Genomic DNA, 25129 nt, shown 5'->3' on the forward strand with positions numbered 1-25129 from the left:
CCAAGAAGGGCTGCCAGCATGCCGAGACCGAGCGTCGAAGCCGAACGCCGCGCCCAGATTCTGGCGGCCACCTGCAAGGTCATCGCCCGTACGGGGATCGTGGCGTTCCGGGTCGCGGACGTGGCCAAGGAGGCCGGGCTCTCCCCCGGCATCGTCCACTACTACTTCGACACCAAACAGGACCTGATCCGCGCGGCGTTCGAGCGGAACTTCCTGCACTCGCTCGAGCGCCGCGCCGCGATCTTCGAGTCCGGCCTGGAACCCGTGGAGAAGCTCCGGGCGCTCGTGGAGGCGTACCTTCCACAGGGCGACGAGACCGTCGAGGCATGGCACGTCTGGGCCGAACTGTGGGTCACGGCCCTGCACGACACGGAGCTGCGCGACCTCAACGACCGTGCGTACGGGGAATGGCGCCGGATCATCGCCGGCATCGTGCGCGAATGCCAGGCGGCCGGGCGGATGGGCGGCGACACGGACCCGGTGGACGCCGCCAACATGCTGGCCGGCCTGCTCGACGGGCTCGCCCTGCAGGTCCTCGTCGGCTCGCACGCCATGACGCTCACCCGCATGCGCGCCACCTGCCAGGCGTTCATCGACGGCCTGGTCGCGTCGTCCTGAGCCGTTCCTGAGTCGCTGGCTAACCACCCTTCCGCGTCGCTCCTCAATAGTTGCCGAGCGGCTGCGAGGCCCCTCCTCGGCTGTCGCTCCGCGGAGCCGGATCCACCCGTCCAGGTTATTGACTGATGGATCAGTTATAAATACTGTCGCGGCCATCCGACCGACGGCATCCGGCCGACCGACAGCCGGGCGATCCCGAGGAGCTGGCCGAGTGACACTTCCTACCGAGTTGACGGAACTCAGCCCCGAACAGCTGGCGATCATCGACCTCTGCCAGCACTTCGCGAAGGACAAGATCAGGCCCGCTGCGCGAGCGGTCGACGAAGCCGACACCGAAGTCCCCTGGGAAATCTGGGGAGAGGCCGCCAGGGTGGGGCTGACCTCATTCATGCTTCCCGAGCAATACGGGGGCGGCGGGTCCACCGACATGTTCACCCAGTGCCTCGTGCAGGAAGAGCTGTGCGTCGGCGATCTGGGCCTGGGCAACCTGCTGACCGCCAACGGCTTCTTCGCCCACCCGGTCCTCGAACTCGGCACCGACGAGCAAAAGGAGCGCCTGCTGCGGCCGCTCGCCGGCGAAGCCCCGCCGATGACCTCGCTCGCGGTCACCGAGCCCGACGTCGGCTCCGATGCCGCCGCGCTGCGCACCCACGCCGTACGCAAGGGTGACCGCTATCTCCTCACCGGCCGCAAGGCATGGATTTCCAACGCCGGTGCGTCCGAGTACTACATCATCTTCGCCACCGTCGACCCGCGGCTGCGCGCCAAGGGCATCACCGCCTTCGTCGTGCACCGCGACACTCCCGGACTCACCGTCTCCGCGCCGTGGAAGAAGATGGGCCAGCGCGCGCTGATCAATGCCGAAGTCACCCTCGATGACGTCGAGGTGGACGCCCGCGACCGGCTCGGTGAGGAAGGCCAGGGCTTCATCGGGCTGATGCAGACCTTCGACCGGTCGCGGACCATCCTGGCCGCCGCGGCCACCGGGGTCGCACGCGCCGCCACCGAGTACGCCATCCAGTACGCCAACGAGCGCAGGCAGTTCGGCAAGCCCATCATCGACCATCAGGCCGTCGCCTTCCGGCTGGCCGACATGGAGACCCGCGTCGAGGCGGCGCGCCTGATGACCTGGCGCGCCGCCAAACGCATCGACAGCGGCCGGCGCGCCACCCGCGAATCGGCGATGGCGAAGCTGACGGCCTCGGAGACGGCGATGTTCGCCACGTGGGCGGCGGTGCAGACGATGGGCGGCTGGGGCTACTCCCGGGAATTCCTCGCCGAGAAGTGGATGCGCGACGCCAAGCTGGAGGAGATCGAAGAGGGCACCTCGGACATGCAGCGGATGATCATCTCGCGGAGCCTCCGTGACCACGTCTGAAGCGGCCCGCGTGCCGGAGCCGGTCCCGGAGCCCGTCCCGGAGCCGGTACCGGGGGCAATCGCGGAGCCCGTTCGCGATCCCGAAGCGGTGCCGCTGGGCGGGCCGTTGAGCGCCGATGCCGCTCTGACGCCACTGTGGCGGCCCGCCTCCGTGGCGGTCGTCGGGGCAAGCGACGACCCCGCCAAATGGGGGCACTGGCTGGCGCGGGGCGCGCTTCTCGGCCGCGAAATCCGTGCGGTCCACCTCGTCAACCGGCGCGGCGGACGGGTGTGCGGTCGGCCCGCTTTCCCCTCGCTCGGCGGACTGCCGCAAGCACCCGAGCTGGTGGTCATCGCCGTACCCGCGCCGGCCGTGGAGGCGGCGTTCGACGATGCGCTCGCCGCGGGCGCCCGTGCCGTGCTCGTGATCAGCGACGGGCTCGGGAGGCTCACCGGAAATCCTCGTCTGGCCGACCGCCTGGGCGACCGGGCGCGCGAGCGGGGCGTCCGGTTGCTCGGGCCGAGCTCGCTCGGCATCGTCGACACTCAGGCTCAACTCCGGCTCGCCTGGGGCGACTTCTCGGCCGGCCCGGTGGGTGTGGTGACGCAGAGCGGCCAGATCGGTACGGAGATCGCGTACTTGCTCGCGCGGCTGGGCTCGGGCGTCTCCCGATTCGCCTCGACCGGGGCGCAGGCCGACATCTGCACCGAGGACCTGCTCGACAGCCTCGCCGGCCACGACGCGACACGAGCGGTGATCGCCTACGTGGAAGGAATTCGCGACCCCCAGCGGTTTCTGCGCGCGGCACACCTGCTGCGCGAAGCCGGTAAGCCCCTGGTCCTCCTCACCGTCGGCAGCAGCCCCGTCGGCAGCGCCGCCGCCCTGTCGCACACCGGTGCGCTCACCTCCGGCACCGATATCCTCGAAGCCGTATGCCGCGGCGTCGGCGCCGTCCGTGCCACGACACCGGCGCATGCGGCGGACCTGGCCCATGCCCTCGCCCTTGGCGTCCGCCCACGCGGCAGCCGGATTCTCGTGGTGTCCGACTCCGGTGGCCAAGGGGCGCTCGCCGCCGACCTCGCCACGGAACGGGGACTGGACCTCGCGACACCCCCCACCACCCCGCCACAGTCTCCGGTTCCGGCTCCGGTAGAGCCACGCAACCCCGTCGACCTCGCGGGCGCCGGAGAACAGGATCTGACGGTCTACGCCTCGGTGGCCGAGTGGGCGGCAGCCGCCGGCACATACGACGCCCTGGTGCTGACGGGCTACTTCGGCCGTTACGGCGAGGACATCCCCACACTGGCGACCGCCGAGGCGGAGGTGGCCGCCCGCCTCGCCCGGGTCGCGCCAACCCTCCCCGTACTGGTCCACACCATGGCCGGCGGCTCTCCCGCCACCCAGACGCTGCGCGCCGCGGGCGTACCCGTCTACGCCGACATCGACAGCACCCTGCGGGCACTGGCGGGCTGCGCCCAATGGCAGGCGGCCACACCGCGCCCACCCGGCCGCCACCCCACCGCACCGCCCGGCCCGCCGGGACCCCAGCTCCCCTACCTTCAGGCACGCGAGGTCGCGCGGGCGGTGGGAATCGCGTTCCCCGAGGCCGGGGTGGCGGAAAGCGCCCGGGAAGCGGTGCGGATCGCCCGGGCCTGGGACGGCCCGTCCGTGGCGAAGGTCGTCGGGCATACGCACAAGACCGAGGTCGGCGGGGTCCGGCTCGGCCTGGAGACCGACGCCGACATCACCGCCGCCTTCGAGGACTTCGCCACCCGGCTGGGCGCCCGCTCCGTAGTGATCGAACGCATGGACACCCGCCCGGACACCGTCGAGCTGATCGTTGGGTTGCGGTACGACCCCGGCTTCGGTCCGGTCGTGCTCGTGGGCGCCGGCGGCACGTCGGCCGAACTGTGGCGGGACACCGCCCTCGAACTCGCGCCCGTGACCATCGACGGCGCTCGGGCCATGCTGCGCCGGCTGACCTGCCGGCCGCTGCTGAACGGCTGGCGCGGCGCCGCCCCGTGCGATGTGGACGCCGTCGCCGCGGCCGTCGCCGCACTGTCCACGCTGCCCGGCCGCGATCCAACGGTCGTCTCCGCCGAGATCAACCCGCTGCGGGCGGGACCGGACGGGGTCCTCGCGGTCGACGTCCTCATCGAGCGCGCGGCCGCACCCGCCGCCCCCACGGCAAACCACACCGAGACCACTGAGGAGGAGAGCTGACATGACTGCCACCACTGACATGAAGGCAATGACTTCTACGGCTGACAGGACTGCCATCGCCCCGTTTCGGGGCAGGGTCGCGATGATCACCGGGGGCGGGTCGGGCATCGGACGCGCCACGGCGCTGCGCTACGCCAAGGGCGGCGGCACCGTCATCGTGTGCGGCCGCCGCCCCGAACCGCTCGCGGAGACCGCCGAGCTGATCCGCGGCGCGGGTGGCCGGGCCGGCACCTTCTCCCTCGACGTACGCGATGCCGACGAGGTGCGCCGGGTCGTCGACGAAATCCGCGGACGCCACGGACGTATCGACGCGCTGGTGAACAACGCCGCGGGCAACTTCGTCGCCCCCGCCGAGAAGCTGAGCGCCAACGGCTGGCGAGCCGTCATCGACATCGTCCTCAACGGCACTTTCTACTGCACCCGCGCCGCCGCCGACGTCATGCTCGAGCAGGGAAGCGGCAGCGTGCTCTCGGTGATCGCTTCGTACGCCTGGACCGGCCACCCGGGCACCGTTCACAGCGCGGCGGCCAAGGCCGGCGTCCTCGCGATGACGCGTACGCTCGCGGCCGAGTGGGCCTCGCGCGGGGTGCGGTTGAACTGCATAGCGCCGGGCCCGACCGCCACCGAGGGGGCGGGGCAGGCCCTTTGGCCCGACGGTGACAGCCATCGGCGGGTGGTCGACAGCGTTCCCGCCGGCCGGTTCGCGTCACCGGAGGAGATCGCGGACATCGCCGCGTTCCTGCTCGAGGACCGCTCCGCGTACATCACCGGCGAGGTGCTGACTGCCGATGGCGGGCAGTGGCTGGGCCGCCAGGTCTACGGCGTACCGCTCGGCAGAGAGGGCTGAGACGAGTCCGTAGCCGAGTCCGTAACCGAGCCCCTTGGTTCTCCGCCTTGGTTCTCCGACGCCGAACTGCCCTCCACTGCGGGCCCGTTCAGGTATCCGGTACGGGTCGGTCTCGATCCGGCGGTGAGCCGCCTGCGGAACAATCCACGGCCCGACCGATGAGAGACCGACCCTGACGCTCGCCCCCGACCCCTACCCCAGGAGCACCGGCAAGTCGAACAGTTCGTTCTGCGTCACGACCGGCTTGTTGCGCAGTTCGGACCGGGGGACCGCCAGGCTCAGCCGGGGGAAGCGGGCGTAAAGGGCGGGCAGGGCTATGGAGGCCTCCATCCGGGAGAGCGCGGCGCCGGGGCAAACGTGCGGGCCGTGGCCGAAGGCCAGGTGGCGGTTGGGGGAGCGGGTGATGTCGAAGACGTTGGCGGAGGGGCCGTGCGCGTCTTCGTCGCGGCCGATTGCCGCGTGCGAGATGATCACCGCTTCGCCTTTGGCGAGGACTCTGTCGCCCACGGGGACGTCCTCGGAGGCGAACCGGATCAGTACGTGTGAGGTGGGTGAGGACCAGCGCAGGGTTTCCTCGATGACCCCCTCCCAGCTCGCCTCTCCCGCCTGGACGAGCGCGAGCTGCTCGGGGTGGGTGGAGAGATTGACGACCGCGTTGACGATCAGCGAGATCGTGGTCTCGTGCCCGGCGGCGATCATCACCCCGATGGTGTTGAGGATCTCGTCATCGGTCAGCCGGTCGCCGTTCTCGCTGGCGTGGACGAGGGCGCTGGTGAGGTCGTCCGCGGGTGTCGTACGGCGTGCCTCGATGATCCGGAGGTTCATCTCGCGCAGCTCGGTCAGGGTGGCGCCGACCTCTTCGGGCGGGGTCTGGGTGGAGAAGAACTTGTCGAAGAGGACCTTCAGACGGGGGTGGTCGGCGCGGTCGACGCCCAGCAAGTCGCTGATGACCCGCATCGGCAGGGGGTAGGCGAACTCCGTCTTGAGGTCCACCACCTCATCGGGCGCGCGGCCGGTGAGGCCGTCGAGCAGATCCTCGGTGAGTTCCGTGACGCGCGGCCGCATCTCGTCGACGCGGCGCGGGGTGAGGGCCTGCGCGACCAGGGAGCGCAGCCGGCGGTGCTCCTCGCCGTCCACGGTGAGCATCGAGCGGCCGGGATTCACCAGCCCGATCAGCGGCCAGTCCTCCGGGATTTCGCCGCGCTGCCAGGCGGTCCACAGCGAAATGTCCTTCACCACCCGCCGGTCGGTCATCAGCGCGCGGGCCTCGGCATGGTGGGTGACGGCCCACACCGGGACGCCGCCGGGCAGTTCCACCGCGGCCAGGGGGCCATCGGCGCGTAACCGGGCGGTCTCCGCCTCCAGATCGGCGACGAAGGGGTCGAGCGCGATGCGGCTGGTGTGAGTGGTGGTGCCGGCGTTGGTGGTGGCCATCGGTTGGTCTCCCGGGATGGGGGGCGGGGTGAAGGGCTCAGGCAGTTCGGTCAGAGGACGCGGCAGGCCGTCGCGGACGGGAGGGGCACCATTGGTTTGGCGGGTGCGGTCTATGACCGGGCTCTTGGCGGGGACATGGGGGTGGGGCCCGCTGCGCTGCTCACGTCGCGCCTCCTGAGGCCGTACCGGGTGGCCGGCGCGGTGTCGCGAGACGGCGTGCGGTGCCAGATGACGAACGGCTGGCCGGCCGACGGGCGTTGCCCTTTCCGGACACTCTCTGATCAACGTGGGAACACTATAGGTAAGTGCTGATCGTTCCGTGGCCCGTTCCGCGAAGTTTGCAGGCGGAGGGCGAGGCGGAGGGTGGTCCGCTTGCGTCACCTGCCCGGCGAGGTGGCGCGGTCCCGGCCGCCGTAGGGTGGGTTGGCCGCTCGGGGAGAGGGTGGGGGAGAGACCGTGGAGATCACCGTCCAGTGGATCCGGACGTCCTGGACGAAGGAGTCGCGGGGAGGGGAAGCCGCCGCGCGCAGAAATGCGGTCCCGTCCGGCTTCGCTCTGCCACACGCCGTAGCCCCCTTCACGCATGTGATCCGCATGGATGAGCGGAATGGCTTCAAGCCGTATGACAGCCGGGAAGAGGTGGGAAAGGCCGACATCCAGCTCCGCGAAGCCGACGGCCGGCTACGCGTTTTCCCCCGGGTGAAGCCGCTGTTCTCGTTGCCGCCTCGGCCTCGACGGCCCCCGGCTGTGCGGATTCTCCCTGGGCAGTGGGTCCGGTGGCAGCTCAACTACCGATTCAGTAGTGCGTCGGGGATTCGGGACTGGTCGTACTGGCTGGACACTTTCAACATTGCATACGGCCCGGTGAACGCCGACGTTTTCTTGTCAGAGCCCACCGTGTTGGTCGATGAGCGGGGACCGGTCCGGTAATTGCGCAGAGCGATGAAGTCGCCGCCGGGCGATTAGTTGGAGGCGAGGGCGACGCTGCCGGTCGAGTTGGCGCCCTGTCGATCCCGAACGCGACCACTTCGAGCCGCAAGCCGTTCCGCTGGCCGCGTGGCCCGATGACCGCACTGCTTTGTACTGGTGGCGCTATCGGGACACCGGGTTCCGGCGCGCCGCCCGTTGATGTCGGTAGCGGGCGGGCTCGCGTGATGGCTTCGGTAACTCTGGTTGTCATCCCCGTGGAGGGTAACTAGAGTTGTCGTCATGACGTCTCCTGAGATCACCGACGCGGAACTGTCAGCCCTCAACGCGGCCCTCTGCGACGCCCTCAACCCACTCGCCTCGGCCATGCGTGCCCGAGCAACCGGACTTCCGGAGGACCGCATGTGGGATGCGGACCCCGTCGAGGTGAGTCTGTCGGTCCTCAGCACCTGGAAGGTGGTGGACGCGCAGGTCAAGCGATTGACGGCAATCGCGGCAAAGACCGCCGGCTCCTACGGTGCGAGCTACGAACAGATGGGTGGCGCATGGGGTATCACCCGGCAGGGCGCTCGTAAGAAGTGGCCCGAAGCCATGGACAGGTCGGCGCCTGCGGAAGGGGAGGCGAGCATCATCGAACTCTTCGGTGGTACCGCGGAATTGACGCGGGATGCGTCCGCGGGCGGATGGCGGTGGACCGGACGGGGGGCCGACGGTACGTGTGGCCCCGAATCCGACAGCGCCACCTGCCACGCCACGAAGGAAGAGGCTGCCGCCCATGCAGGCGCCTTTCTGAGGGACCACGTCGCCGACAGCGATTGACCACGAGGGCGAGCGGGGTGTGCTGCTGGAGGGGGCAGATCCGCTTCAGCTGGGCGGTCCGGGGCGGAGCGTAGGTTGATCGACTTCGAGGCACCTCAGGCGGATGAGGCCGCCATCAGCCGCACTGCCAGGTGAACATCGCCGAGCCGGCCCACCGCCCCGTCCGGCCCGGCGGCCGCGTCGAGGCGCACACCAGGGCGCAGCAGGCCGACCCACCGCTCCGCCGCATCGGCGGGCAGGTGTTGCAGAGCGAGCGAACGGAGGGCCTCGGAGGATCCATGTGTCATGTGTCCGATCATGCACGACGCCACTGACACACCAGGGACGGCGGAATCTCCCGCACGAAGGGTGCGGGGTTCACCGAGACGGATGGCCGCGGCGTCCGCTGCTCCCGGTGCGGCAGTTACCGGTGGTACCCATCTCGCGTGCCAGGGCCACCGTCAGGGCACGGAAGATACGCACTTCGGGATTGGTGTCGGTAGTGCGGGTGGCGAGGACGCTGTGCGCCCGAGGAGCATCCAGCACCGGTACGTATCGGGTGCCGGGCCAGGGGTAGTAGCGGGCGAAGGATTTGAGGCCGGAGCCGGCGCCACGGCCCGCCGCCACGCTGGTGAGGATGTCCTGAGGGGTGAGGGCGTAATCGGGTGCACGGCGCTCGCCGGTTTCGAAGTACAGGTAGTCGGTGAAGTCGCGAGGCGTGTGCGGGGGCAACTGCAGGTAGGGCAGGTCGATGACGTCGGCCACGTGGACACCCGTTACGGCCGCGTCCGCGAGGGGGGAACGGGCCGGTACCGCCACGATCCTTTGCTCCGAGGTGAGGATGTCCACCTCGACGCCCTCGGCTTCGAAGGCGGGCCGGACGAAGGCCACGTCCACGCGGTCTTCGCCCAGCGCACTGATGTGTTCGGTGAAGTTCAACTGGAGGAGTTCCAGCGGTACTTCGGGGCGAGCGCGACGGAAGGCGTTGACGGCGGCCGGGGTGACCTCGGCCGAGCCGTGACCCATGATGCCCACCCGCAGGGGGCGGGCGGCGGCCGCCGGCGGAGCGAGGGCGGCCTCGGTCACGTCCTCGACGGCCGCATTCGCAGCAGCGAGCAAGGCGCGGGCATGGGAGGCCAGCCTCCGTCCGGCGACGGTCGGCACCACGGGGCCGTTGCCGCGGTCCAGCAGTCGGGTACCGAACTCCCGCTCCAGCTGCTGTACATGCAGGGTGACGGCGGCCGGCGACAGAAAGAGCCGGGTGGCCGCCCGCCCGTAGTGTTCCTCCTCGACCACCGCCAGAAAGGAGGACAGCTTCCGCAGATCCATACGAACCACGATACGACCGCGCTGCGCCTGGTCACGAGGGCATTCAGGATTCCTGAACGGGGGCAGCGCCGGCCACCGCCCGGCCCGTACAACGGTCGGCATGAGCAAGTACGCCACCCCGACCGCTACACCTACAGCTTCCCTCCCCACCCCGCCGACGGGCTCGGGCACACCCGCTCCCGCACCCCGGTACTGGCTGAGGGCGGGCTGGGTGATGACGGCCTCCGGCTGGAGCGCCAACCAATTCTCCGCCTTGCTGGGTTCCTACCGCAGTGAGCTGGGCCTGAACACAGCCGGCACGACCGCCCTGTTCGGCATTTACGTCCTGGGACTCATTCCCGGCCTGCTGCTGGGCGGGCCGCTCGCCGACCAGCGGGGCCGTCGGCCCGTCGTCTTCCTCGCGCTGGGCACCTCGGCCCTGGCCACCGCTCTGCTGATGACCGGCCCCGCCGCCTCCGCCTTCTTGTGGCCCGGGCGCTTCTTGACCGGGATCGGAGCCGGCGCCCTGCTGACGGCGGGCAGCGCCTGGATCAAGGAGCTGTCTTCGCCCCCGCACGGCACCGCCCCCAACCCGGGGGCGGCGGCCCGTCGCTCCGGCCTGTTTCTGTCCGCCGGCTTCGCGACCGGCGGCCTGGCCGCCTCTCTCATCGCCCAGTGGGCGCCGCACCCCATGGTCACCGCGTATATCCCACACCTGATCCTCTCCGCGATCGCGGCGCTCTGCGCCGCCCGCACCCCCGAATCCTCACCGGTTCACGCAGGCCACGCCTCGGCGGCTCCCGAGCCTGGTGCGCGGCGGGAGCAGCGCGCCTCGGCGGCCGAGTTCCGCCGCCTGGTCGCCCCCGTGGCTCCGTGGGTATTCATCGCCCCGGCGGTGGCCTTCGCCACTCTGCCCGGCCTGGTCGACGCCGACCTGAAGGGCTGGCAGACCGTTTACGCCGGTGTGATCACAGCTGTCACCCCAGGCGCCGGCATTGTTGTGGCGCCCTTCGCGCGTTCGCTCGCCGCCCGGCACCGGATAGCCACCGGCGCCGGCGGACTGGCCGCCGTCGCCCTCGGGCTGCTGATCGCCGCGCTCGCCGCGGCGCAGGCCCAGCCCGTAATCGCCCTGATCGCGTCGATGGTGCTCGGCGCGGGCTATGGCCTGTGCGTCGCCTACGGCCTCACAGAGATCGCCGCCCTTGCGCCGGCACACCGGCTGGCGCGGTTGACCTCCTACTTCTGGACGCTGGCATACCTGGGATTCCTCGCCCCATACGTGATCACCCTGTGCACCGGGGTGTTTTCACCGCCCACCATCCTCGTCGGCGCCGCCGTGCTGGCCGTGGTGACGCTCATGGCCGTCGCCTACCGCGGCACCCGCCAGGCGCATACGCACTGACCCCGAACCCGCCACGGCCGGGACCGGCCGGCCACGGCGGACGGACCAGGAGGCACCCCGGAGCCACACCCTCGCTCCTGGGTCTCCGAACCCGCAGCGCACCGTGCACACCAGGCAGCACCAGCGTCGGCGTGCTCCGACGGGCATGGCCGGGTGTCCTCGACAACCAGGACCGCGCCCGGCACGTCGACCGGCACGGCGCCGAGAGCACGAGGTGCGGGACGAGTCTCGTCAAGGTCGGCTATCCGGCCGTTGGCGCTCGGCTTCCGGACAGGGCCGCGCCCGGCACCAGGCAGGCCGCTCCGGCACCGTTACAACGGAAGTCCCGGACGCAGGAGGCGGCTTGATGAATCTCGGGACGATCGGAATCTGGAGCTGGGCGTTCACCCACGGGGACCGGGCCGAGGCACGGGACGCCGCGGCTGAGGTCGATGAACTCGGCTACGGAGCGATCTGGCTGGGTGGCACACCGGGCGGCAACCCCCGAGGGGATCTGGTCGCGGCCGCCGAAATCCTGACGGCAACCCACCAGGTCACCGTGGCCACCGGATGCGTGTCGATCTGGGGCACCACACCGGAGCGCCTCGCCGCCGCCTACCATGCGCTGCCGCCGCGGCACAGAGCCCGGCTCCTGCTCGGACTCGGCGTCAGCCACGCCGATTTCGTCGATGGCTACCGCGAGCCGTACCACGCACTGCACCGCTACCTGGACGCGTTGGACACCGTGCCCGCTCCGGTGCCGCCGACCGCGCGGATCGTGGGCGCGCACGGCCCGCAGATGACCCGGCTGGCAGGGGCGAAGTCCGCCGGAGTGCATCCCTTCCTGGTCAGCCCCGCGCATACCGCGTGGGCCAGATCGTTGCTGGGCGACGGCCCGCTGCTGGCGCTGGAGCAGGCCGTCATCCTGCACACCGACGCCGAAACGGCCCGCGCCGAAGCCAGGGCGATGCTTGCTCCCTACCTGCGACTCGCCAACTACCGGGCCGCCTGGCTCCGTATGGGATTCGCGCCCGAGGACTTGGGCGGTGGCGGCAGCAACCGGCTGATCGACGCGCTCTTCGCCTGGGGAAAGCCGGACGAGGTCGCCGGACGACTCACCGAGCACCGCCAGGCCGGAGCCGACCACATCGCCGTCCATGTGGTCACCGCCTCCCCGGAGGCCTTCTCCCGTCCGGCATGGCGTGAACTCGCCGCGGCGCTGCTCTGAACAGGCGCGGCATCCGCCCACGGGCGGTCGCCCCAAATGCCCGGCGCGGCCGCCGCCCATGGCCGCACACACGATGCCGGCGGAGTCCGGCACGCGTGGCGCGGCCACCCCGCCCGGCACGTCACAGGGTCGGGTCGCGGTGGGTGGGGCGGCCGTCGAGGACGGTGAGCAGCACGGGCAGGTCGGGCAGGTCGGTGGCGGGGGTGGTGAGAGGGCTGTCCGCGTAGACCGTGAGGTCGGCGCGGTGGCCGACGGCGAGGCGGCCGGCCTCGCCTTCCTCGCCCGCCGCGTACGCGGTGTTGTTGGTCATGGCCTGGAGGGCCTCCAGGGCGGTCAGGGCTTGGTCGGGGCCGTGCGGGGGCCGGGTGAGATCGCGGCTGGGGCGGCGGTGGCGGGCTCCTGCCATGACGGCCAGCGGGGGAAAGGGGGCGATGGGCCAGTCGGAGCCAAGGACGACGGTGGCGCCGGAGTCCCACAGGTCGCGGCAGCGCCAGGCGCGCAGGGCGCGCTCCTCGCCGAGGCGGCGCGACCAGTTGTCGGTGTGGTCGGCCCGGGTGAAGTCGCAGCAGTGGGTGGGCTGCATGGACGCGATGACGCCGAGCTCGGCGAAGCGGCGCAGGGTGTCGTCGGGCACGGTCTCGATGTGCTCGATCCGGTGCCGCACCCCGCGATTCCCTGTGGCCAGGGCCTTCTCGACGGAGTCGAGGACGTGCCGGACGGCGGCGTCCCCGATGGCGTGGGTGGCGGTGGGCACCCCGGCGCGGTGGAGTTCGCCGATGGCGTGGGTGTAGGCGTCGGGGTCGGGCCAGAAGGCGTGGGTGGACTCGCCGTGGCAGTCGGGGCGCTCCAGCCAGGCGGTGCCGTTGTCGATGGTGCCGTCCATGAAGAGCTTGACGCCGTCGACGCGCCAGAGCCCGCCGCCGGTGCCCTGCTGCTCGATGAGGGCGCGCAGCGCGTCGGCGTCGGTGCCGGGCTGGCACCAGGGCGCGACCCGCAGCCGCAGCGGCAGCTCGCCGGCAGCGTCCAGCTCGGCGTAGAGGGCGAGGCTCTCGCCGCCTGCGTCCATGGCGTGCCCGCCGGTGAGTCCGGCGGCGGCCATGTTCCGCAGCGCGGTGGCGAGGCGGGCGCGGCGCTCCTCGTGCGTGGGCTGAGGGGCGGCCCGCTCGACGAGTTCGCAGGCGGCGTCCTCCAGGAGCAGGCCGGTCGGCCGGCCCCGCTCGTCGCAGACGATCTCGGCCGCCTGCTCGAAGCGGCGTGGCCCATCGATGCCGGCGAGTTCCAGTGCGCGGGGGCTGACCAGCATGGAATGGGCGTCGAAGAGCTGCAACAGGGTCGGGATGCCGTCGAGCACGGGAGCCAGCGCGGCGGCTTCGAGCGGCCGGTCGCCGAAGACGTTCGGGTCCAGGCCCCATCCGTGCAGCCACGCTCCGGGCGCGAGGGTCCGGGCCTCGCGGGCCAGGGCCTCGCGCACGGCGTCGAGGTCGGCGCAGCCCGACAGGTCCAGGCCCTGGGTGAGTTCGGCGCCGGAGACCGGGTGGAGGTGCCCGTCAACCAGACCGGGGGTCACCACCGCCCCCTTCAGGTCGATCACCGTGGTCGAGGCGTCCGCGAGCGAACGTATCCGGCGGTCGTCGCCCAAGTCGGCGATCCGCCCTCCGGAAACGGCCAGGGCGGTCTCCGGCAGCAGTTGACCGGTGACGGGGTCGAGCAGACGGGCGGAGAGCAGGATGAGGGGGTACCGCCCCGCTCGAGCGACGTCGAGGGCTTGGGGGAGGGTGCGCACAGCGGCTCCTTGGAGGAGGGTCGGTTCGGGGTGGTCGGCTGCCCGCCGGTGCGACGGTGGCCGGCTACTCGGCAGCGGGACGGTCGTCGGCTCCGGGTGACCGAGGCGCGCCCGCGGGGCTCGCGCCGGGCTCGTCCCCGGGGCGGATGAGCGTGCCGCTCGGCAGGCCGAGTTCGCGTTCGGCGGTGGTGACGGCCATCCGTGTCACCGCGGGCGGACGGTTGTCGGTGTCGGTGTTGGCGTGGGCGCCGAGGCCGTCGAGCACGACCAGGATCTGGATGCTGGTCACATAGGGATCGTCCGTACGGAACTCGCCCCGCTCGACACCCTCGCGGACGAGGCCCTCCAGCCGTCCACGCCAGGCGGCCTCCTGTTCGCCGACCCGGTCGCGAAGAAGCGGCCGGTAGCGGCTGAGGTGCCGGGCGTTGATCCAGAGCCGGCTGATGTCGTCGTACGCCTCTCCCATCGCATGTGCGAAGAAGCGGGCGAGGTGCTGCGTGGGGGTCCCATCGGGGCGGTCCGCCGGAAGGAGCGCATCGAGTTCGACGCTCGCGGCGGTGCCGAACGCCTCGGCCACGAGGTCCTCCGCCGCGGGGAAGTAGTGACTGATCAGTCCGGGGCGGACGTCGAGCTGTTCGCCGATCCGCCGCAGAGTGATGCATTCCAAACCCTCGGTGAGGGCGACGGCGGCCGCCGCGTCGACGATTTCCACACGTCGGTCGGCCGGCGATTTCCGAATTCGCTTGCGCTGGATGCTTGACGACATACCCGCGATGCTATTGAGTGTGCGACCAATAAGCAACCAGGTGGGCACACGACCAGCACCGGAGGGCTCCATGGCTTCTACGACTCCCGACCCGCTCCCAGGCGCGGACGGCAGACACGACACGCCGCCGCCCTCGGACCGGCCGGGCCGTATCGAGGCCCACGGCATCGACCACATTCCCGACCGGGAACGCCACGGCCGTGCCCGGGAACTCTTCGCCGTCTGGGCGGCGGCGAACGTCAACTACCTGAGCCTGGTGGTCGGCGGCGCCCTCATACTCATGGGCCTGAGTCTCGGGCAGGCTCTCGCGGTGATCGTGGTGGGCAACCTCTTCTGGGTGCCGGTCGGGCTGCTGGCCGTCTCGGGCCCGGCCTCCGGAACGCCGAGTGAAGTGATCATGCGAGCCATGTTCGGCGTCCGCGGCAACCGGGTGAACATCGCGATCACCGGCTGGGGCATCTGCATCTGTTACATCGCCCTCAACCTGGCGGCGGCCGCGCTCGCCGCCTTCTCCCTCGTCGAGAAGGCCGGCATCGCGCCCGACACCGGCGTCAAGGCCGTCGTCGTGGTCGGCATCGCCGCGCTCACCCTGGCCATCAGCGTCTACGGCCACGCCACGATCCTGAAGCTCTACCTCCCGATCACCGTGGTCCTCACCGCGGCGTTCGCCGTCGTCGCCTTCAGCGTGCTCGGCCACGCCGACTTCGGCTACGAGCCCGCCGATCCGCTGACCGGCGGCAGCCTGTGGGCGGCCCTCGCGGGCGGCGTCACCCTCATCGCCTCAGGGCCCCTCTCGTACACCAACAGCGCCGACTTCTCCCGCTACCTGCCCCGCACGGCCTCCCCGAAGGCGATCGTGGGCTGGACCGCCCTCGGCGGCTTCCTGCCGAGCGTCGCCGTCTGCTCCCTCGGCGCCATCGCCGCGACCGCGGTCGACATGACCGACCCGCAGACCGCCCTGGGAGCGATCCTGCCCACCTGGTTCACCCCCCTCTTCCTGCTCGCCCTGGTGCTGGGCACCATCGCCATCAACGCCATGACCGCCTACAGCTCCGGGCTGGCCCTCCAGGCCATCGGCGTCCGCCTCCGCCGCTCCCTCACCGTCATCGTCGACGGAGTCCTCGCCGTCGCCGTGACCCTGTACGCGCTGCTCGTGTCCAACTTCCTGGACACCGTCAGCAACGTCCTCCAGCTGACGGTCGTTCTGCTCGGCCCCAGCATGGCCATCTACGCCACCGACATCCTGGTGCGCCGCAACAGTTACGACGGGCCCGCACTGACCGACGAGACCCCCAGCAGCCCCTTCTGGTTCACGGCCGGCGTCAACTGGGCGGGCGCCCTCGCCCTCACCGCGGGCACCGCCGCGGCCGCCCTCTGCGTGAACACCCTCTACACCGGCCCGCTCGCCCACGCCCTCGGCGGAGTGGACCTCGCGCTGCCCGTCGGCATCGTCGTGGCAGCGGCGGTCTACGCGGTCATGATGCGACGCTCACGACGGGACCGCACAGGAATGACGGATTGACCTCTGACCGTAGCCGGTACGCCCCATCATGGGGTGTCATGAGTACGGGTACTCATGACACCGCACGCCTACCCCGGTGAAGTTGGCCGGGTGAACACAGATTCCCCACGCACCGGCAAGGGCGTGGCCGTGGCCCTGGCCGTCATCGAGCTGGCGGCTCTCGTCCTGATCTGGCTGTCCTGGGCCGGGACGTATTGGTCGTGGGACCCGCAGCACTACGGCGACCCGCCCGGCCCCTATCTGAAGTGGGCCGCGTTCGTGCCGGCCGCGGCCTTGGTCTTCGCCGTGGTGGCCGGGATCCGGCGCGTACGTGTGGTCGCTGTCAGCCAGGCGGTGACGGCCCTTGCCCTCTGCGGGATCGTGCTCGGCGCGAAGGCTCCCGGAGAGCGCGTTTACGAGTCCTCCTATCAGTCCGCCTGTCACGCGGGCCTGGGCTGCGAGACAGGCGGTCCGCCCGCGCGGTAGCCGTGCGGGCGTTCAACGGTGCCTTCGTACGGAAGGGCCGGCGCGCGGAAACCGGCCCTTCCGTACAGGGACGGGGGAGTGGGGCGGCGCTCTGGTTCTGCCGCCGCGCCGCAGACGTCCCGCTGTCGCCCCGCCCAACCGGGCTCCGGTCACGGCATCCGATCGGTCGGGCCGGGCGGTCTCGTCGAGGAACCCGGCCTTCGGGCGGCAACGGCGGACCACGTCAGGGCACGGAACTGGCTGGGCGACATCCCCACCACACCACGGAAGGCGCGGCTGAAGTCGGCCGGCCGGGGAAATCCCCATCGAGCGCCGATGGCATGGACGGTGAGGTGCCGCAGGCCGGGGTCGGCCAGATCGCGTCGGCAGCGGTCCACGCGCCGGCCTTTGATGTAGGCGCTGACGGAGGTGTTGTGCTGCTGGAAGAGCCGGTGCAGCGACCGCAGCGACAGCCCGTGAGCCGACGCCACCGTGGTGGGCCCTAGCTCCGGGGCGCGCAGGTGCTGATCGATGAAAGAGGCGATACGCAGGAACAGGACCTGCTGCGGCGACCGCAGCGGCACGGCCGCTCCCTCGTCGAGATGGTGGGCCAGCACGGCCGTGGCCAGATCGAGCGCCGTATTGCCCAGCCGCGCCAAGTCACCCGGGACGTACGTCGCGTGCTCATCGACCAAACCGGCCATGAACTGTGCGAAGAGCCGGCCGACTCCCTGCGTCCCCGAGAGCGGCACCGCCAGCAGCCGCGTCACCTTCGCCTCCGGCAGGGGCAGCAACCGCTTGGGGAACTGCAACAGCAATGACGCGGACCTCGCCTGGCAACCGGCGCCGACGACGGCCTCGAAGGGGCGGGAGCTGTCGTAGAAGACCAACTCACCGGCCCCGAGACGGCTGCGGTTCCGGGCCTGCTCGATCCCCTGACTCCCGCTGCGGACAAGGGCGATCTGATACTGCTCGGGATCCGACCGCCGGATCATCGCGGGTGTCCGCTGCGACACCAACGGCCCGTAGGACATCGCCGTCACCTGCGGAAACCCCAATGACATGGTCCGCAGACACGCGTCAAAGGAGCCCGGATCCGCAAGCTTGACCTTCGTGGTCACCAGCGCCAGCGCCGTGGTCTCCCTCCAGGCCTCGGCACGCTCTTGGGCGGGTAACCACGCGCTGTCGAACACCGTCTCCACAACAACCCCCGTATATGGCGATGACGGCCGCTCCAGCCTCCCGCGACGCCCAGGCGAACCGATGCGGCGCTGTACGCCAACAACATGGCGCTCACCGCTAACGACGCACCGAGGTGGAGACGGCAGCCTGTGAATATGCATGGCGGCCGGTTATGACCACCCGGTCGTCATGTTGGCGCAACACCCGACCAAAGGGGGAAGATTCATGAAATTCGCCAACAGTCGAAAGAGCCCGCTGCTGCGCGGCGGCCTGGCCACCGCGGCCGCGACGACCGTTCTGCTCGGCGCCGCTCTGACGGGCTTCGCCGCAACGGCCGATGCCGCACCGCAGTCGGCTCAGACCCATGCCGCGGTAAGCCACGCCACCACCGGCGACGCCGTGGCCACGAGGACGGGGTGGAGCTTCTACCGCGCCTACTGGACCAAGTCCGCTTGCGTGTCAGAGGGCAAGAGGGGCAAGGCCAAGGGCTGGTGGTCCGGCTACAGCTGCAACAGGGAACAGGGCAACGACGGCAAGATGAAGTGGTTCCTCTACGTCTACAACCGCGTGGGCGGATGACCGGTCCCGAGGACCATCTGGCCTGAACTGCTCATGGCGGCCCGTCACTTCATGTGGCGGGCCGCCTAGCGTGCGGCGGGCCGCCGACCGGGTCGCGCAACCCCGCGGTCCCCACCAGGATGGTGGGGACCCGCCCCCGCAGGACAGAAGGATCACCCACCATGCCCGCACCGATACGCCAGACCAGCAGCACCGTCCACGTGGACGCCACCGCCGTCGACCTGTGCGGGGAGGACCTGGTCGTGGAGTTCGAACCGGAATGGACGGCCAACGGCCTGGTCGAGGCCGACCCCGACGGCGACGGAGCCCGCATCCTGACCGGCCAGGAGATCGGCCGCATCCACGTCACCGCCCAACTGTGGGACGGGCGGCCGCCGCTGTCCGACGACAACGACACCTGGCAGGACATCGCCGAAGTCTCCGTCGCCTGGCGTTCCGCGTTCCTCGACTTCGGCACCACCGGCGCCGACGAAGACTCGGCGCAGCAGATCGCCCTTCCCGGCCCGGGCGACTATCGACTGCGCGTCCACGGACGCCACCGCGACGACGGCGACCCACGCGACGACCGTGATCCGCTGGAGGAGTACCTGATCCAGATCTGGCCCGCGTCGCCGGCCGCGGACCGCGTCATCAGGACGACCAGTAGCACCGCCGCCCGGTGGAGGAGCTAGCAAATACCCGCGGAATTCGGCGAATTCCAGGCCCTGTTCCGGCGGGGATGGCTGCCCCGTCAAAGTGACGTGCAATGCCGGCGCGGCAAGCCGTAACGTCCGGGGATGAGCAGCTTCAACACGCACCGCAGACGGGTCTTCGACGAGAGCCTGCCGGCCCGCGTCAGGCACACGAATCTGCGGTCGTGCCTCGTGCATTTCGCGCCCTACGGATTCCGTGCCACATATCACCATCTCTGCCTCAGTGCGCGGATCCCGAAAAACCCCGAGAGGGATCCGAGCTCGCTCCTCCGCGCGGCCGAGGAGCTGCAGCACGCCCGGCAGCTCTGGCTCGCTGACGAGCGTGCCTATGCCGACAGGCGCCGGGCGGACAAAGCTCGTCGCTGCCGGCAGGCGCAACCCGATGACTCCTGGCGCGGCCGGCAGCGCGGGTGGGGGAACATCGCCTACTGCCCCGAGCCGACGATTCATCCCACCGAGCCGCTGCCGGTGGTGGTCGAGCGGGTGCTTCGTTCGTCGGTCCCGCCCGACGAAGCTCTCGCGTTGAGGTGCCGAGTATGCGGAAGCCGGGGCGACACCATCGCCTGGCACGACGGCGCCTACCGGATCCATCAGCTGTGCAGGAGGTGTGGCGTCAGCCTGGCGGTGCAGCGGGCCGACGCACGCGACCCGCTGCTGACGGCCGCACATGAGCGTCAATGGCGGGAGATCTGGCGGCTGCGCAGTGAATCCCCTGAGATAACCCCGTGAGGAATCCCTTTGAGGAATCTCCTTGCGCATTGCACACGTCATGCCGTGCCATGCCATGGATGGCATGCCGTGCCACGCCATGCCACGCCGTGCCACGCCCGGATCGGAGCGGTTTCGGCGGCCGACGATGCGACAGAAAATCCCTTGACCGACCTGTTTATGGTGTGGAAATGACGACCGCATTCCGTCTGGAGAGAATCACCCCGGACAACTTCGACATCGCCATCGGGCTGAAGGTCCGCTCCGACCAGGGACACCTCGTCGCGCCGGTGGTGAAGTCCCTCGCCGAGGCGTATGTCCACCCCGGCATAGCCTGGCCTCGTCTCATCGTTGATGACGGCCGGCCCGTCGGTTTCCTCATGGCCTTCTTCGATATCGACTTCGCCGGCGACGGCACCGGAACCGACATTCGCTCAGGCCTCTGGCGGCTCAACATCGCGGCCGGCGAACAGGGCCGCGGCTACGGACGTTTCGCGGTCGAGTCCGTGGCCGACGAAATTCGCCGCCGGGGTGGCACCCGTCTCACCGCCAGCTGGCATCCGGGCGAGGACGGCCCCGAGGGCTTCTACCTGGGGCTCGGATTCCGGCTGACGGGAGAGATGAGCGGGGATCAGGCAGTCGGAGAGCTGGACGTGCGGTAGAGGGATTCCCCGTATGGGGTCGGTGATATCGGGTGGGACCGGTTGGCCGGGGCCGGCCGCGCTCGCCGCCCGGCGGGGACCACCGCATGCGCGACGCGAATCGCGCGGCGCCGGCGACCCGATAGGGGAACATGCGTGTACCTGCGCGCATTCACTCTTGCTGGCTATGATGCGGCCTGTCTTCCCGGCCTGAGAGGTGTGACGTGTCGAATCGCATGTTGGCCGCGCTTGCCGTGGGCTCCCTCGTGCTGGTCGCGGGATGTTCGGGTAGCGGCACTGACGCCAAGAGCGAAGCGCCGACCACCAACGCCGAGTCGTCGCCAAGCGTCTCCCAGCCCAAGTACACCAAGTTCGCCGATTTCCCCGGCAAGGGCCTCGTAACCACCGAACCGGGCCTGAAGCTTGGCGTGCAGGTAAAGCCCGTGGACACCAGCTGGGCACCTGAACTGATCGGTAAGTCGGCCGACCCCGGGAATCACTACTTCGCCGTCTATGTCGCCGTGACCGGAGAACTCCCCGACCGCGGGGTGGAAAACGTCAAGCTCAGCTATCTCAGGCTGAAGTTCAAGACGACGGTGCAGAAGTGCGGCCCTGTGCAGAGTGACACCTGCTACATGGAGGCCTACCCCAGCAGCGGGCTTGACGAGGTCGCGGACGGCGCGTGGCGAAACTCCACCTGGAGCGAAACCATCATGGGGACCAATATCGAGCGCGGCGAGACCAAGATCGGCGTGGTCGGGTTCAAGATGCCGGACATGGAGAACGCCAAGTCGTTCGAACTGTGCGGCCCCACTAAGGACGCCGAGGTGGACCCCGACCGATTCTCATGCGTCCCGGTCAAGGCCCCGTTCAGGAAGGCCAGCTGACGAACGAGTACCCGGGGTCGAGGCCGAGCATGGCCTGATGGTCCCCCTCGGACTTGGTGAATGCCCGGCAGTCGTCACGACTGCCGGGCATTGGCACGACGATTCCAGGAACTCCGATTGCCGTGCGGGGAGCGCAGGAGTAGCAGGACTGCAGGAGCCTATGTGCCAGGCCGGTCGTCCGACCGGCCGCCCGACGCGTCATCCGGCCGGTCGCTCAGCGAGGCCAGAATCTCCCGCCGCAGGGCAACCGTCGCCGGGTCGCCCTGCGCCTGGCGTTCGCGCGGCCGCGGTACGTCCAGCACCCGGCCGCTGCCCAGTAGCGCGACCCGGTCGCCCAGGAACAGCGCCTCGTCCACGTCGTGGGTGACGAAGACGACGGTGGCATGGGTGCCGCGCAGCGCCGTCACCAGCAACTGCTGCATCCCGGCCCGGGTCTGGGCGTCAAGCGCACCGAACGGCTCGTCCATCAGGACGGCGCGCGGCCGCCCGGCCAGCGCGCGGGCCAGCTGGGCGCGCTGGCGCTGGCCGCCGGAGACATGGTGCGGCAGGCGGCCGGCATGCTCGGTGAGCCCGACCCGGGCCAGCCAGTCATCGGCCCGCGCGCGGCGCTCCGCGCGCGCCACGCCCCGGACAGCCAGCGGGAGTTCGACGTTGGCCCGCAGAGTGCGCCAGGGCAGCAGCGCGTCCTCCTGGAAGACCAGTGCACGGTCCGCGCCCGGCCCTTCGACGGGACCGCCGTCCTGACTCAGCCGACCGCCGAGCAGCGGCAGCAGACCCGCCAGCGTACGCAGCAGGGTGGATTTGCCGCAGCCGGACGGCCCGACGACGGTGAGGATCTCGCCCGGGGCGATCTCGAGGTCCAGGCCGTGCAGCACGGCGGCACCGGACCGGCCGAGCACGGCACCGGTGACGGCCAGCCGTACGCCGTGCGCGGGCGGGGGTGACTGCGGCCGGGCCGCTGCGGTGATGTCGGTGCTGGTCACGATGGTTCCCGCTCTCCCTCTTGCGCTCGGCGGCCGGCCGCGCCGTCGGCGCTCGGGGTGACGTGCCGGACTTCGGTGTCGCCCCGTGCCGCGGTGTCCTGCTCCGGGCCGGGGCTCCGCTCGCGGGCCCGCACAGCACCGGTCTCCGGCCGGGCGGGCAGCCGTGACCGACGGCCCGGATTCCGGCTCGGGCCGGTCGCGGTGCGCGGCAGCCAGCGCGTCACGCGCCGTCCCAGCACCTCCACGGCCGTGGAGGTGAGCCAGCCGAGCAGTCCGATGGTCGCCATCCCGACGAAGACGCCCGGGTAGTCGACGATCGTGTAGTCCTGCCAGGTGCGGTAGCCCACGCCGTACTCGCCGGAGATCATCTCGGCGGAGATCACACAGATCCACGAGACGCCGATGCCCACCGACAACCCGCCGAAGATCCCGGGCAGCGCCCCCGGCAGCACCACGGACCACAGGACCCGCCACCGGCCACCGCCCATGGTGCGCACCGCCTCCTCCCAGACGGGCGTCAGCGCCCGTACCGCGTGCCGGGTGGAGACCGTGACGGGGAAGAACGCCGCGGCGAAGGTGATGAAGACGATGCCCTGCTCATTGCTGGGGAACAGCAGGATCGCCACCGGCACCAGCGCGATCGCCGGTATGGGACGCAGGACTTCGAGCAGCGGGCCGAGCAGATCGGAGACGACGGGGGAGCGGGCGACGGCGGTGCCGAGGGCGACACCGAGGACGGCCGCGAGGGCGAAGCCGCCGATGATCCGCGTCAGGCTGTCGGTGAGGTCCTGCCAGTACGTGGCGCCGCCGAGCCGCTGGACGAACTCGCGGGCGGTCTCGGTGACCGTCGGGAACTGCGAGAACCGCAGCCATGCAGTCACCCGGAACTGGGCGAGCAACTGCCACAGGGCGAGCGCGGCCAGAACCGAGGCCGTACGCCGCGCGTAGCGGTCCCACGGCCGGCGTCGTCGGCCCGCCCGACCAGGGTTGGTGACCGTCGGCGCGGTCGCCGTGCGGACGGCGGCGGGCGCGCTCACCGGGCCCGCTCCCATGCGGCGGCGTAGCTCACGGTGTGCGCCCCCGGGTGACGCCGCGTCCATGCGGCGGCGGTGGCCGGCGTGGCGAAGGGCAGCAGCCGCGCGCCGTCGCGGACCCAGACCGACCGGTCGGCGAACCACCGGGTGCCGGTCGTCGCATCGGCCGCGTACGCGGCCCGTACCGTTTTGTGGTGCGCGGCGACGAACCGCAGCAGGTCGCCCGGATCGTCGAACGAGTGGGTGCGGTCCTCGCCCCGCAGCCATACCTCGTCGGCCGACGGATGGGCGGTGGAGCGCCGGGCCTTGGCATACCCGCTGCCGTAACTCTGCCTGAGGTAGCGGTCGTCGACGAACGAGCCGACGTCCACCGGCCCGGTCAGCTTGGCCGCCCGCAGCACCGAGACGTCCTTCTTCAGCGCGGCGACCAACTGCGGCTTGAGGGTGGGATCGAAGGTGGCGATGCCGCCCGCGCCGTTGTAGAGGTAGACCACCTCGGCCGGCAGTCCGGTGGCCTTCGCGACCCGCTGGGCGGCGTCGACCGGATGCGCCTCCAGGGAGCGGGTCGCGTCGCGCTGCGCGGCGAGGAACGCCTTCACCACACCCGGATGCCGGCCGGCGAAGGCGTCCCGCACGGTCACGCCGTGGAAGGTGGGCAGGTCGAGCGCACCCCCGTCGTAGAGCGCCCGTGCCTTGCCCTGAAAGGCGAGCAGCCCCGGCCAGGCGACGAACTGCGAGAGCGCGTCCACACTGCCCGACTGGAGCGCGGAAGCCCCCACGGCCGGCTGCTGATTGAGCTTGTGGATGTCCCGCTCCGGATCGATCCCGGCCCGCTGCAGGGCCCGTACGAGGGTGCCGTCGGAGGCCGAACCGACGCTGCTGGAAACCTTCTTGCCCCGCAGGTCGGCCAGCGAGCGCAGGTGGGATCCGGGCGCGGTGACGATGGTGTTGAGCGCTCCGCGCAGGTTGTAGCCGGTGACCGAGACCAGCCGGGTCGGTGCGCGTAGTTGCTTGCCGCGCGCGGAGTTGATGAGCAGCGGGAAGTCGCCCATCGAGCCGATGTCGACCTTCCCCGCGACCATCTGCGCGGTGATCGGCGCACCGGTCGCGTAGTCCTGCCACACCACCTTGTACGTCTTGCCGTCGCGCTTGCCCTGGGCGCGCAGCTCGCGTTCGAAGTAGCCGAGCGAGCGCAGCAGGGTGCCTGCGGTGACGGTGTTGATGGTCTTGGACTGGTAGCCGACGGTCACGGTGACGGTCTTGCCGTCCGCGGCGTCCGCGGTGGTGCCGCAGGCGGTGAGCGAGGACAGTAGGGCGGCAGCCGTGAGGGCCGCGGCGAGCGCGTTCCAGCGGGCCGTACGAGGTGCGCGGACAGTGGGTCCGGGCGGGGCCGGGAGGGAGGAATCCGACGCGGCCCGCGACGACGGCACGGGCAGGGACGGGAGGGGCGGGAAGGGCGGGGGCGGCATGGACGGAGAGCCTCTCATCGCAACAGATAGGGCATGTTGACCGTGACGGCGCCGGTGGGACAGCGAGCGGCGCACGGGCCGCAGTACCAGCACTCATCGACGTGCATGAACGCCTTGTTGCTGGCCGGATCGATGGCGAGCGAGTCGAGCGGGCACATGTCGACGCACAGCGTGCAGCCGTCGATGCACTTGGACTCGTCGATGGTGACGGGCACATCGGTGCGCTGGGGCGCGAGGGCCATGGCGGTCTCCGGGAATCTGATCGTCGGCGGCAGGGCGGCAGGGCGGCAGGGCGGCCGTATCGGGCAGGGCGGCCG

General features: G+C 70.8%; 25 protein-coding genes. 15 read left to right on the plus strand and 10 right to left on the minus strand.

Translation table 11 applies throughout. The features are described 5' to 3' along the window. Positions 1-18: 18 nt before the first annotated feature. The 4 genes from ACIRPT_RS26340 to ACIRPT_RS26355 all read left to right on the plus strand — a co-directional run bounded on the left by ACIRPT_RS26340 (position 19) and on the right by ACIRPT_RS26355 (position 5046). Positions 19-618: a TetR/AcrR family transcriptional regulator gene (locus ACIRPT_RS26340; protein ID WP_403831213.1), complete on the plus strand. Its 600-nt coding sequence runs from the start codon at positions 19-21 to the stop codon at positions 616-618. Between the two features lie 211 nt (positions 619-829). Continuing rightward, complete coding sequence (locus ACIRPT_RS26345; protein ID WP_403831215.1) at positions 830-1996, plus strand: acyl-CoA dehydrogenase family protein; 1167 nt, start codon at positions 830-832, stop codon at positions 1994-1996. Continuing rightward, positions 1983-4199: an acetate--CoA ligase family protein gene (locus ACIRPT_RS26350; protein ID WP_403831217.1), complete on the plus strand. Its 2217-nt coding sequence runs from the start codon at positions 1983-1985 to the stop codon at positions 4197-4199. Before ACIRPT_RS26345 ends, ACIRPT_RS26350 begins: the two co-directional genes overlap by 14 nt. A gap of 1 nt (position 4200) precedes the next feature. Further along, entirely contained in the window at positions 4201-5046 is an 846-nt protein-coding gene (locus ACIRPT_RS26355) for an SDR family oxidoreductase (RefSeq protein ID WP_403831219.1), read from the plus strand. A 192-nt stretch (positions 5047-5238) separates the two neighbouring features. Here the strand turns inward: ACIRPT_RS26355 and ACIRPT_RS26360 are convergent, their stop codons facing one another. Beyond that, entirely contained in the window at positions 5239-6480 is a 1242-nt protein-coding gene (locus ACIRPT_RS26360; protein WP_403831221.1) for a cytochrome P450, read from the minus strand. A 456-nt stretch (positions 6481-6936) separates the two neighbouring features. On the opposite strand from ACIRPT_RS26360, the gene ACIRPT_RS26365 reads away from it, so the two are divergent. Both ACIRPT_RS26365 and ACIRPT_RS26370 read left to right on the plus strand, forming a co-directional pair. After that, positions 6937-7410 (plus strand): hypothetical protein, encoded by a 474-nt coding sequence (locus tag ACIRPT_RS26365; protein ID WP_403831223.1) that lies wholly within the window; start codon positions 6937-6939, stop codon positions 7408-7410. Positions 7411-7689: 279 nt separating this feature from the next. Then, positions 7690-8226 (plus strand): hypothetical protein, encoded by a 537-nt coding sequence (locus ACIRPT_RS26370; RefSeq protein ID WP_403831226.1) that lies wholly within the window; start codon positions 7690-7692, stop codon positions 8224-8226. Between the two features lie 95 nt (positions 8227-8321). Here the strand turns inward: ACIRPT_RS26370 and ACIRPT_RS26375 are convergent, their stop codons facing one another. Together ACIRPT_RS26375 and ACIRPT_RS26380 are read right to left on the minus strand one after the other, a co-directional pair. After that, the gene (locus tag ACIRPT_RS26375; RefSeq protein ID WP_403831228.1) at positions 8322-8513 is read right to left on the minus strand and encodes a hypothetical protein; all 192 of its coding nucleotides are present in this window, start codon (positions 8511-8513) and stop codon (positions 8322-8324) included. Between the two features lie 70 nt (positions 8514-8583). Beyond that, positions 8584-9534, minus strand: a complete 951-nt coding sequence (locus ACIRPT_RS26380) for a LysR substrate-binding domain-containing protein (RefSeq protein ID WP_403831231.1) — start codon at positions 9532-9534, stop codon at positions 8584-8586. Positions 9535-9634: 100 nt separating this feature from the next. Between ACIRPT_RS26380 and ACIRPT_RS26385 the strand changes: the two genes are divergently transcribed. Together ACIRPT_RS26385 and ACIRPT_RS26390 are read left to right on the plus strand one after the other, a co-directional pair. Then, positions 9635-10915: an MFS transporter gene (locus ACIRPT_RS26385; RefSeq protein ID WP_403831233.1), complete on the plus strand. Its 1281-nt coding sequence runs from the start codon at positions 9635-9637 to the stop codon at positions 10913-10915. Between the two features lie 346 nt (positions 10916-11261). Next, positions 11262-12122: a TIGR03620 family F420-dependent LLM class oxidoreductase gene (locus ACIRPT_RS26390; protein ID WP_403831236.1), complete on the plus strand. Its 861-nt coding sequence runs from the start codon at positions 11262-11264 to the stop codon at positions 12120-12122. Between the two features lie 121 nt (positions 12123-12243). Here ACIRPT_RS26390 and ACIRPT_RS26395 read toward each other — a convergent pair whose 3' ends face one another. Together ACIRPT_RS26395 and ACIRPT_RS26400 are read right to left on the minus strand one after the other, a co-directional pair. Further along, entirely contained in the window at positions 12244-13905 is a 1662-nt protein-coding gene (locus ACIRPT_RS26395) for an amidohydrolase (RefSeq protein ID WP_403831239.1), read from the minus strand. Between the two features lie 64 nt (positions 13906-13969). Then, positions 13970-14671: a TetR/AcrR family transcriptional regulator gene (locus ACIRPT_RS26400; protein WP_403831241.1), complete on the minus strand. Its 702-nt coding sequence runs from the start codon at positions 14669-14671 to the stop codon at positions 13970-13972. A gap of 70 nt (positions 14672-14741) precedes the next feature. Between ACIRPT_RS26400 and ACIRPT_RS26405 the strand changes: the two genes are divergently transcribed. Together ACIRPT_RS26405 and ACIRPT_RS26410 are read left to right on the plus strand one after the other, a co-directional pair. Then, positions 14742-16193, plus strand: a complete 1452-nt coding sequence (locus ACIRPT_RS26405; protein WP_403831243.1) for a purine-cytosine permease family protein — start codon at positions 14742-14744, stop codon at positions 16191-16193. A gap of 90 nt (positions 16194-16283) precedes the next feature. Next, positions 16284-16658 (plus strand): DUF6234 family protein, encoded by a 375-nt coding sequence (locus tag ACIRPT_RS26410; protein WP_403831246.1) that lies wholly within the window; start codon positions 16284-16286, stop codon positions 16656-16658. 149 nt (positions 16659-16807) lie between these two features. Here the strand turns inward: ACIRPT_RS26410 and ACIRPT_RS26415 are convergent, their stop codons facing one another. Next, positions 16808-17839: a helix-turn-helix domain-containing protein gene (locus ACIRPT_RS26415; RefSeq protein WP_403831248.1), complete on the minus strand. Its 1032-nt coding sequence runs from the start codon at positions 17837-17839 to the stop codon at positions 16808-16810. A gap of 205 nt (positions 17840-18044) precedes the next feature. Here ACIRPT_RS26415 and ACIRPT_RS26420 point away from each other — a divergent pair, with 205 nt between their 5' ends. The 5 genes from ACIRPT_RS26420 (at position 18045) to ACIRPT_RS26440 (ending at position 21326) form a co-directional block, all read left to right on the plus strand. After that, positions 18045-18398 (plus strand): hypothetical protein, encoded by a 354-nt coding sequence (locus ACIRPT_RS26420; RefSeq protein ID WP_403831251.1) that lies wholly within the window; start codon positions 18045-18047, stop codon positions 18396-18398. 161 nt (positions 18399-18559) lie between these two features. Continuing rightward, positions 18560-19069, plus strand: a complete 510-nt coding sequence (locus ACIRPT_RS26425; RefSeq protein ID WP_403831253.1) for a hypothetical protein — start codon at positions 18560-18562, stop codon at positions 19067-19069. Positions 19070-19174: 105 nt separating this feature from the next. Next, the gene (locus tag ACIRPT_RS26430; RefSeq protein ID WP_403831256.1) at positions 19175-19819 is read left to right on the plus strand and encodes a hypothetical protein; all 645 of its coding nucleotides are present in this window, start codon (positions 19175-19177) and stop codon (positions 19817-19819) included. A gap of 170 nt (positions 19820-19989) precedes the next feature. Further along, positions 19990-20460 (plus strand): GNAT family N-acetyltransferase, encoded by a 471-nt coding sequence (locus ACIRPT_RS26435; protein ID WP_403831258.1) that lies wholly within the window; start codon positions 19990-19992, stop codon positions 20458-20460. Between the two features lie 203 nt (positions 20461-20663). Then, a complete protein-coding gene (locus ACIRPT_RS26440) occupies positions 20664-21326 on the plus strand; it encodes a hypothetical protein (RefSeq protein WP_403831260.1) in 663 nt (220 codons plus the stop codon). Positions 21327-21484: 158 nt separating this feature from the next. Here ACIRPT_RS26440 and ACIRPT_RS26445 read toward each other — a convergent pair whose 3' ends face one another. The 4 genes from ACIRPT_RS26445 to ACIRPT_RS26460 are packed head-to-tail and all read right to left on the minus strand — an operon-like array spanning position 21485 to position 25054. Next, complete coding sequence (locus tag ACIRPT_RS26445) at positions 21485-22312, minus strand: ABC transporter ATP-binding protein (RefSeq protein ID WP_403831664.1); 828 nt, start codon at positions 22310-22312, stop codon at positions 21485-21487. Further along, positions 22306-23361 (minus strand): ABC transporter permease, encoded by a 1056-nt coding sequence (locus ACIRPT_RS26450; protein ID WP_403831263.1) that lies wholly within the window; start codon positions 23359-23361, stop codon positions 22306-22308. Before ACIRPT_RS26450 ends, ACIRPT_RS26445 begins: the two co-directional genes overlap by 7 nt. Next, positions 23343-24812, minus strand: a complete 1470-nt coding sequence (locus tag ACIRPT_RS26455; protein WP_403831266.1) for an ABC transporter substrate-binding protein — start codon at positions 24810-24812, stop codon at positions 23343-23345. The genes ACIRPT_RS26450 and ACIRPT_RS26455 overlap by 19 nt, the downstream gene beginning before the upstream one ends. A 14-nt stretch (positions 24813-24826) precedes the next feature. Continuing rightward, positions 24827-25054 (minus strand): ferredoxin family protein, encoded by a 228-nt coding sequence (locus ACIRPT_RS26460; RefSeq protein ID WP_403514869.1) that lies wholly within the window; start codon positions 25052-25054, stop codon positions 24827-24829. Positions 25055-25129: the final 75 nt, after the last annotated feature.

Origin of the sequence: Streptomyces sp. NPDC101227 (assembly GCF_044767545.1) — a bacterium.
Taxonomy (GTDB): domain Bacteria; phylum Actinomycetota; class Actinomycetes; order Streptomycetales; family Streptomycetaceae; genus Streptomyces.

Coding starts and splice junctions, on each gene's coding strand:
- ACIRPT_RS26450 (WP_403831263.1), bottom strand. CDS start 23,361: ATGGGAGCGGGCCCGGTGAGCGCGCCCGCCGCCGTCCGCACGGCGACC.
- ACIRPT_RS26420 (WP_403831251.1), top strand. CDS start 18,045: ATGAAATTCGCCAACAGTCGAAAGAGCCCGCTGCTGCGCGGCGGCCTG.
- ACIRPT_RS26355 (WP_403831219.1), top strand. CDS start 4,201: ATGACTGCCACCACTGACATGAAGGCAATGACTTCTACGGCTGACAGG.
- ACIRPT_RS26380 (WP_403831231.1), bottom strand. CDS start 9,534: ATGGATCTGCGGAAGCTGTCCTCCTTTCTGGCGGTGGTCGAGGAGGAA.
- ACIRPT_RS26405 (WP_403831243.1), top strand. CDS start 14,742: ATGGCTTCTACGACTCCCGACCCGCTCCCAGGCGCGGACGGCAGACAC.
- ACIRPT_RS26385 (WP_403831233.1), top strand. CDS start 9,635: ATGAGCAAGTACGCCACCCCGACCGCTACACCTACAGCTTCCCTCCCC.
- ACIRPT_RS26375 (WP_403831228.1), bottom strand. CDS start 8,513: ATGACACATGGATCCTCCGAGGCCCTCCGTTCGCTCGCTCTGCAACAC.
- ACIRPT_RS26360 (WP_403831221.1), bottom strand. CDS start 6,480: ATGGCCACCACCAACGCCGGCACCACCACTCACACCAGCCGCATCGCG.
- ACIRPT_RS26340 (WP_403831213.1), top strand. CDS start 19: ATGCCGAGACCGAGCGTCGAAGCCGAACGCCGCGCCCAGATTCTGGCG.
- ACIRPT_RS26425 (WP_403831253.1), top strand. CDS start 18,560: ATGCCCGCACCGATACGCCAGACCAGCAGCACCGTCCACGTGGACGCC.
- ACIRPT_RS26460 (WP_403514869.1), bottom strand. CDS start 25,054: ATGGCCCTCGCGCCCCAGCGCACCGATGTGCCCGTCACCATCGACGAG.
- ACIRPT_RS26435 (WP_403831258.1), top strand. CDS start 19,990: ATGACGACCGCATTCCGTCTGGAGAGAATCACCCCGGACAACTTCGAC.
- ACIRPT_RS26370 (WP_403831226.1), top strand. CDS start 7,690: ATGACGTCTCCTGAGATCACCGACGCGGAACTGTCAGCCCTCAACGCG.
- ACIRPT_RS26455 (WP_403831266.1), bottom strand. CDS start 24,812: ATGCCGCCCCCGCCCTTCCCGCCCCTCCCGTCCCTGCCCGTGCCGTCG.
- ACIRPT_RS26390 (WP_403831236.1), top strand. CDS start 11,262: ATGAATCTCGGGACGATCGGAATCTGGAGCTGGGCGTTCACCCACGGG.
- ACIRPT_RS26400 (WP_403831241.1), bottom strand. CDS start 14,671: ATGTCGTCAAGCATCCAGCGCAAGCGAATTCGGAAATCGCCGGCCGAC.
- ACIRPT_RS26430 (WP_403831256.1), top strand. CDS start 19,175: ATGAGCAGCTTCAACACGCACCGCAGACGGGTCTTCGACGAGAGCCTG.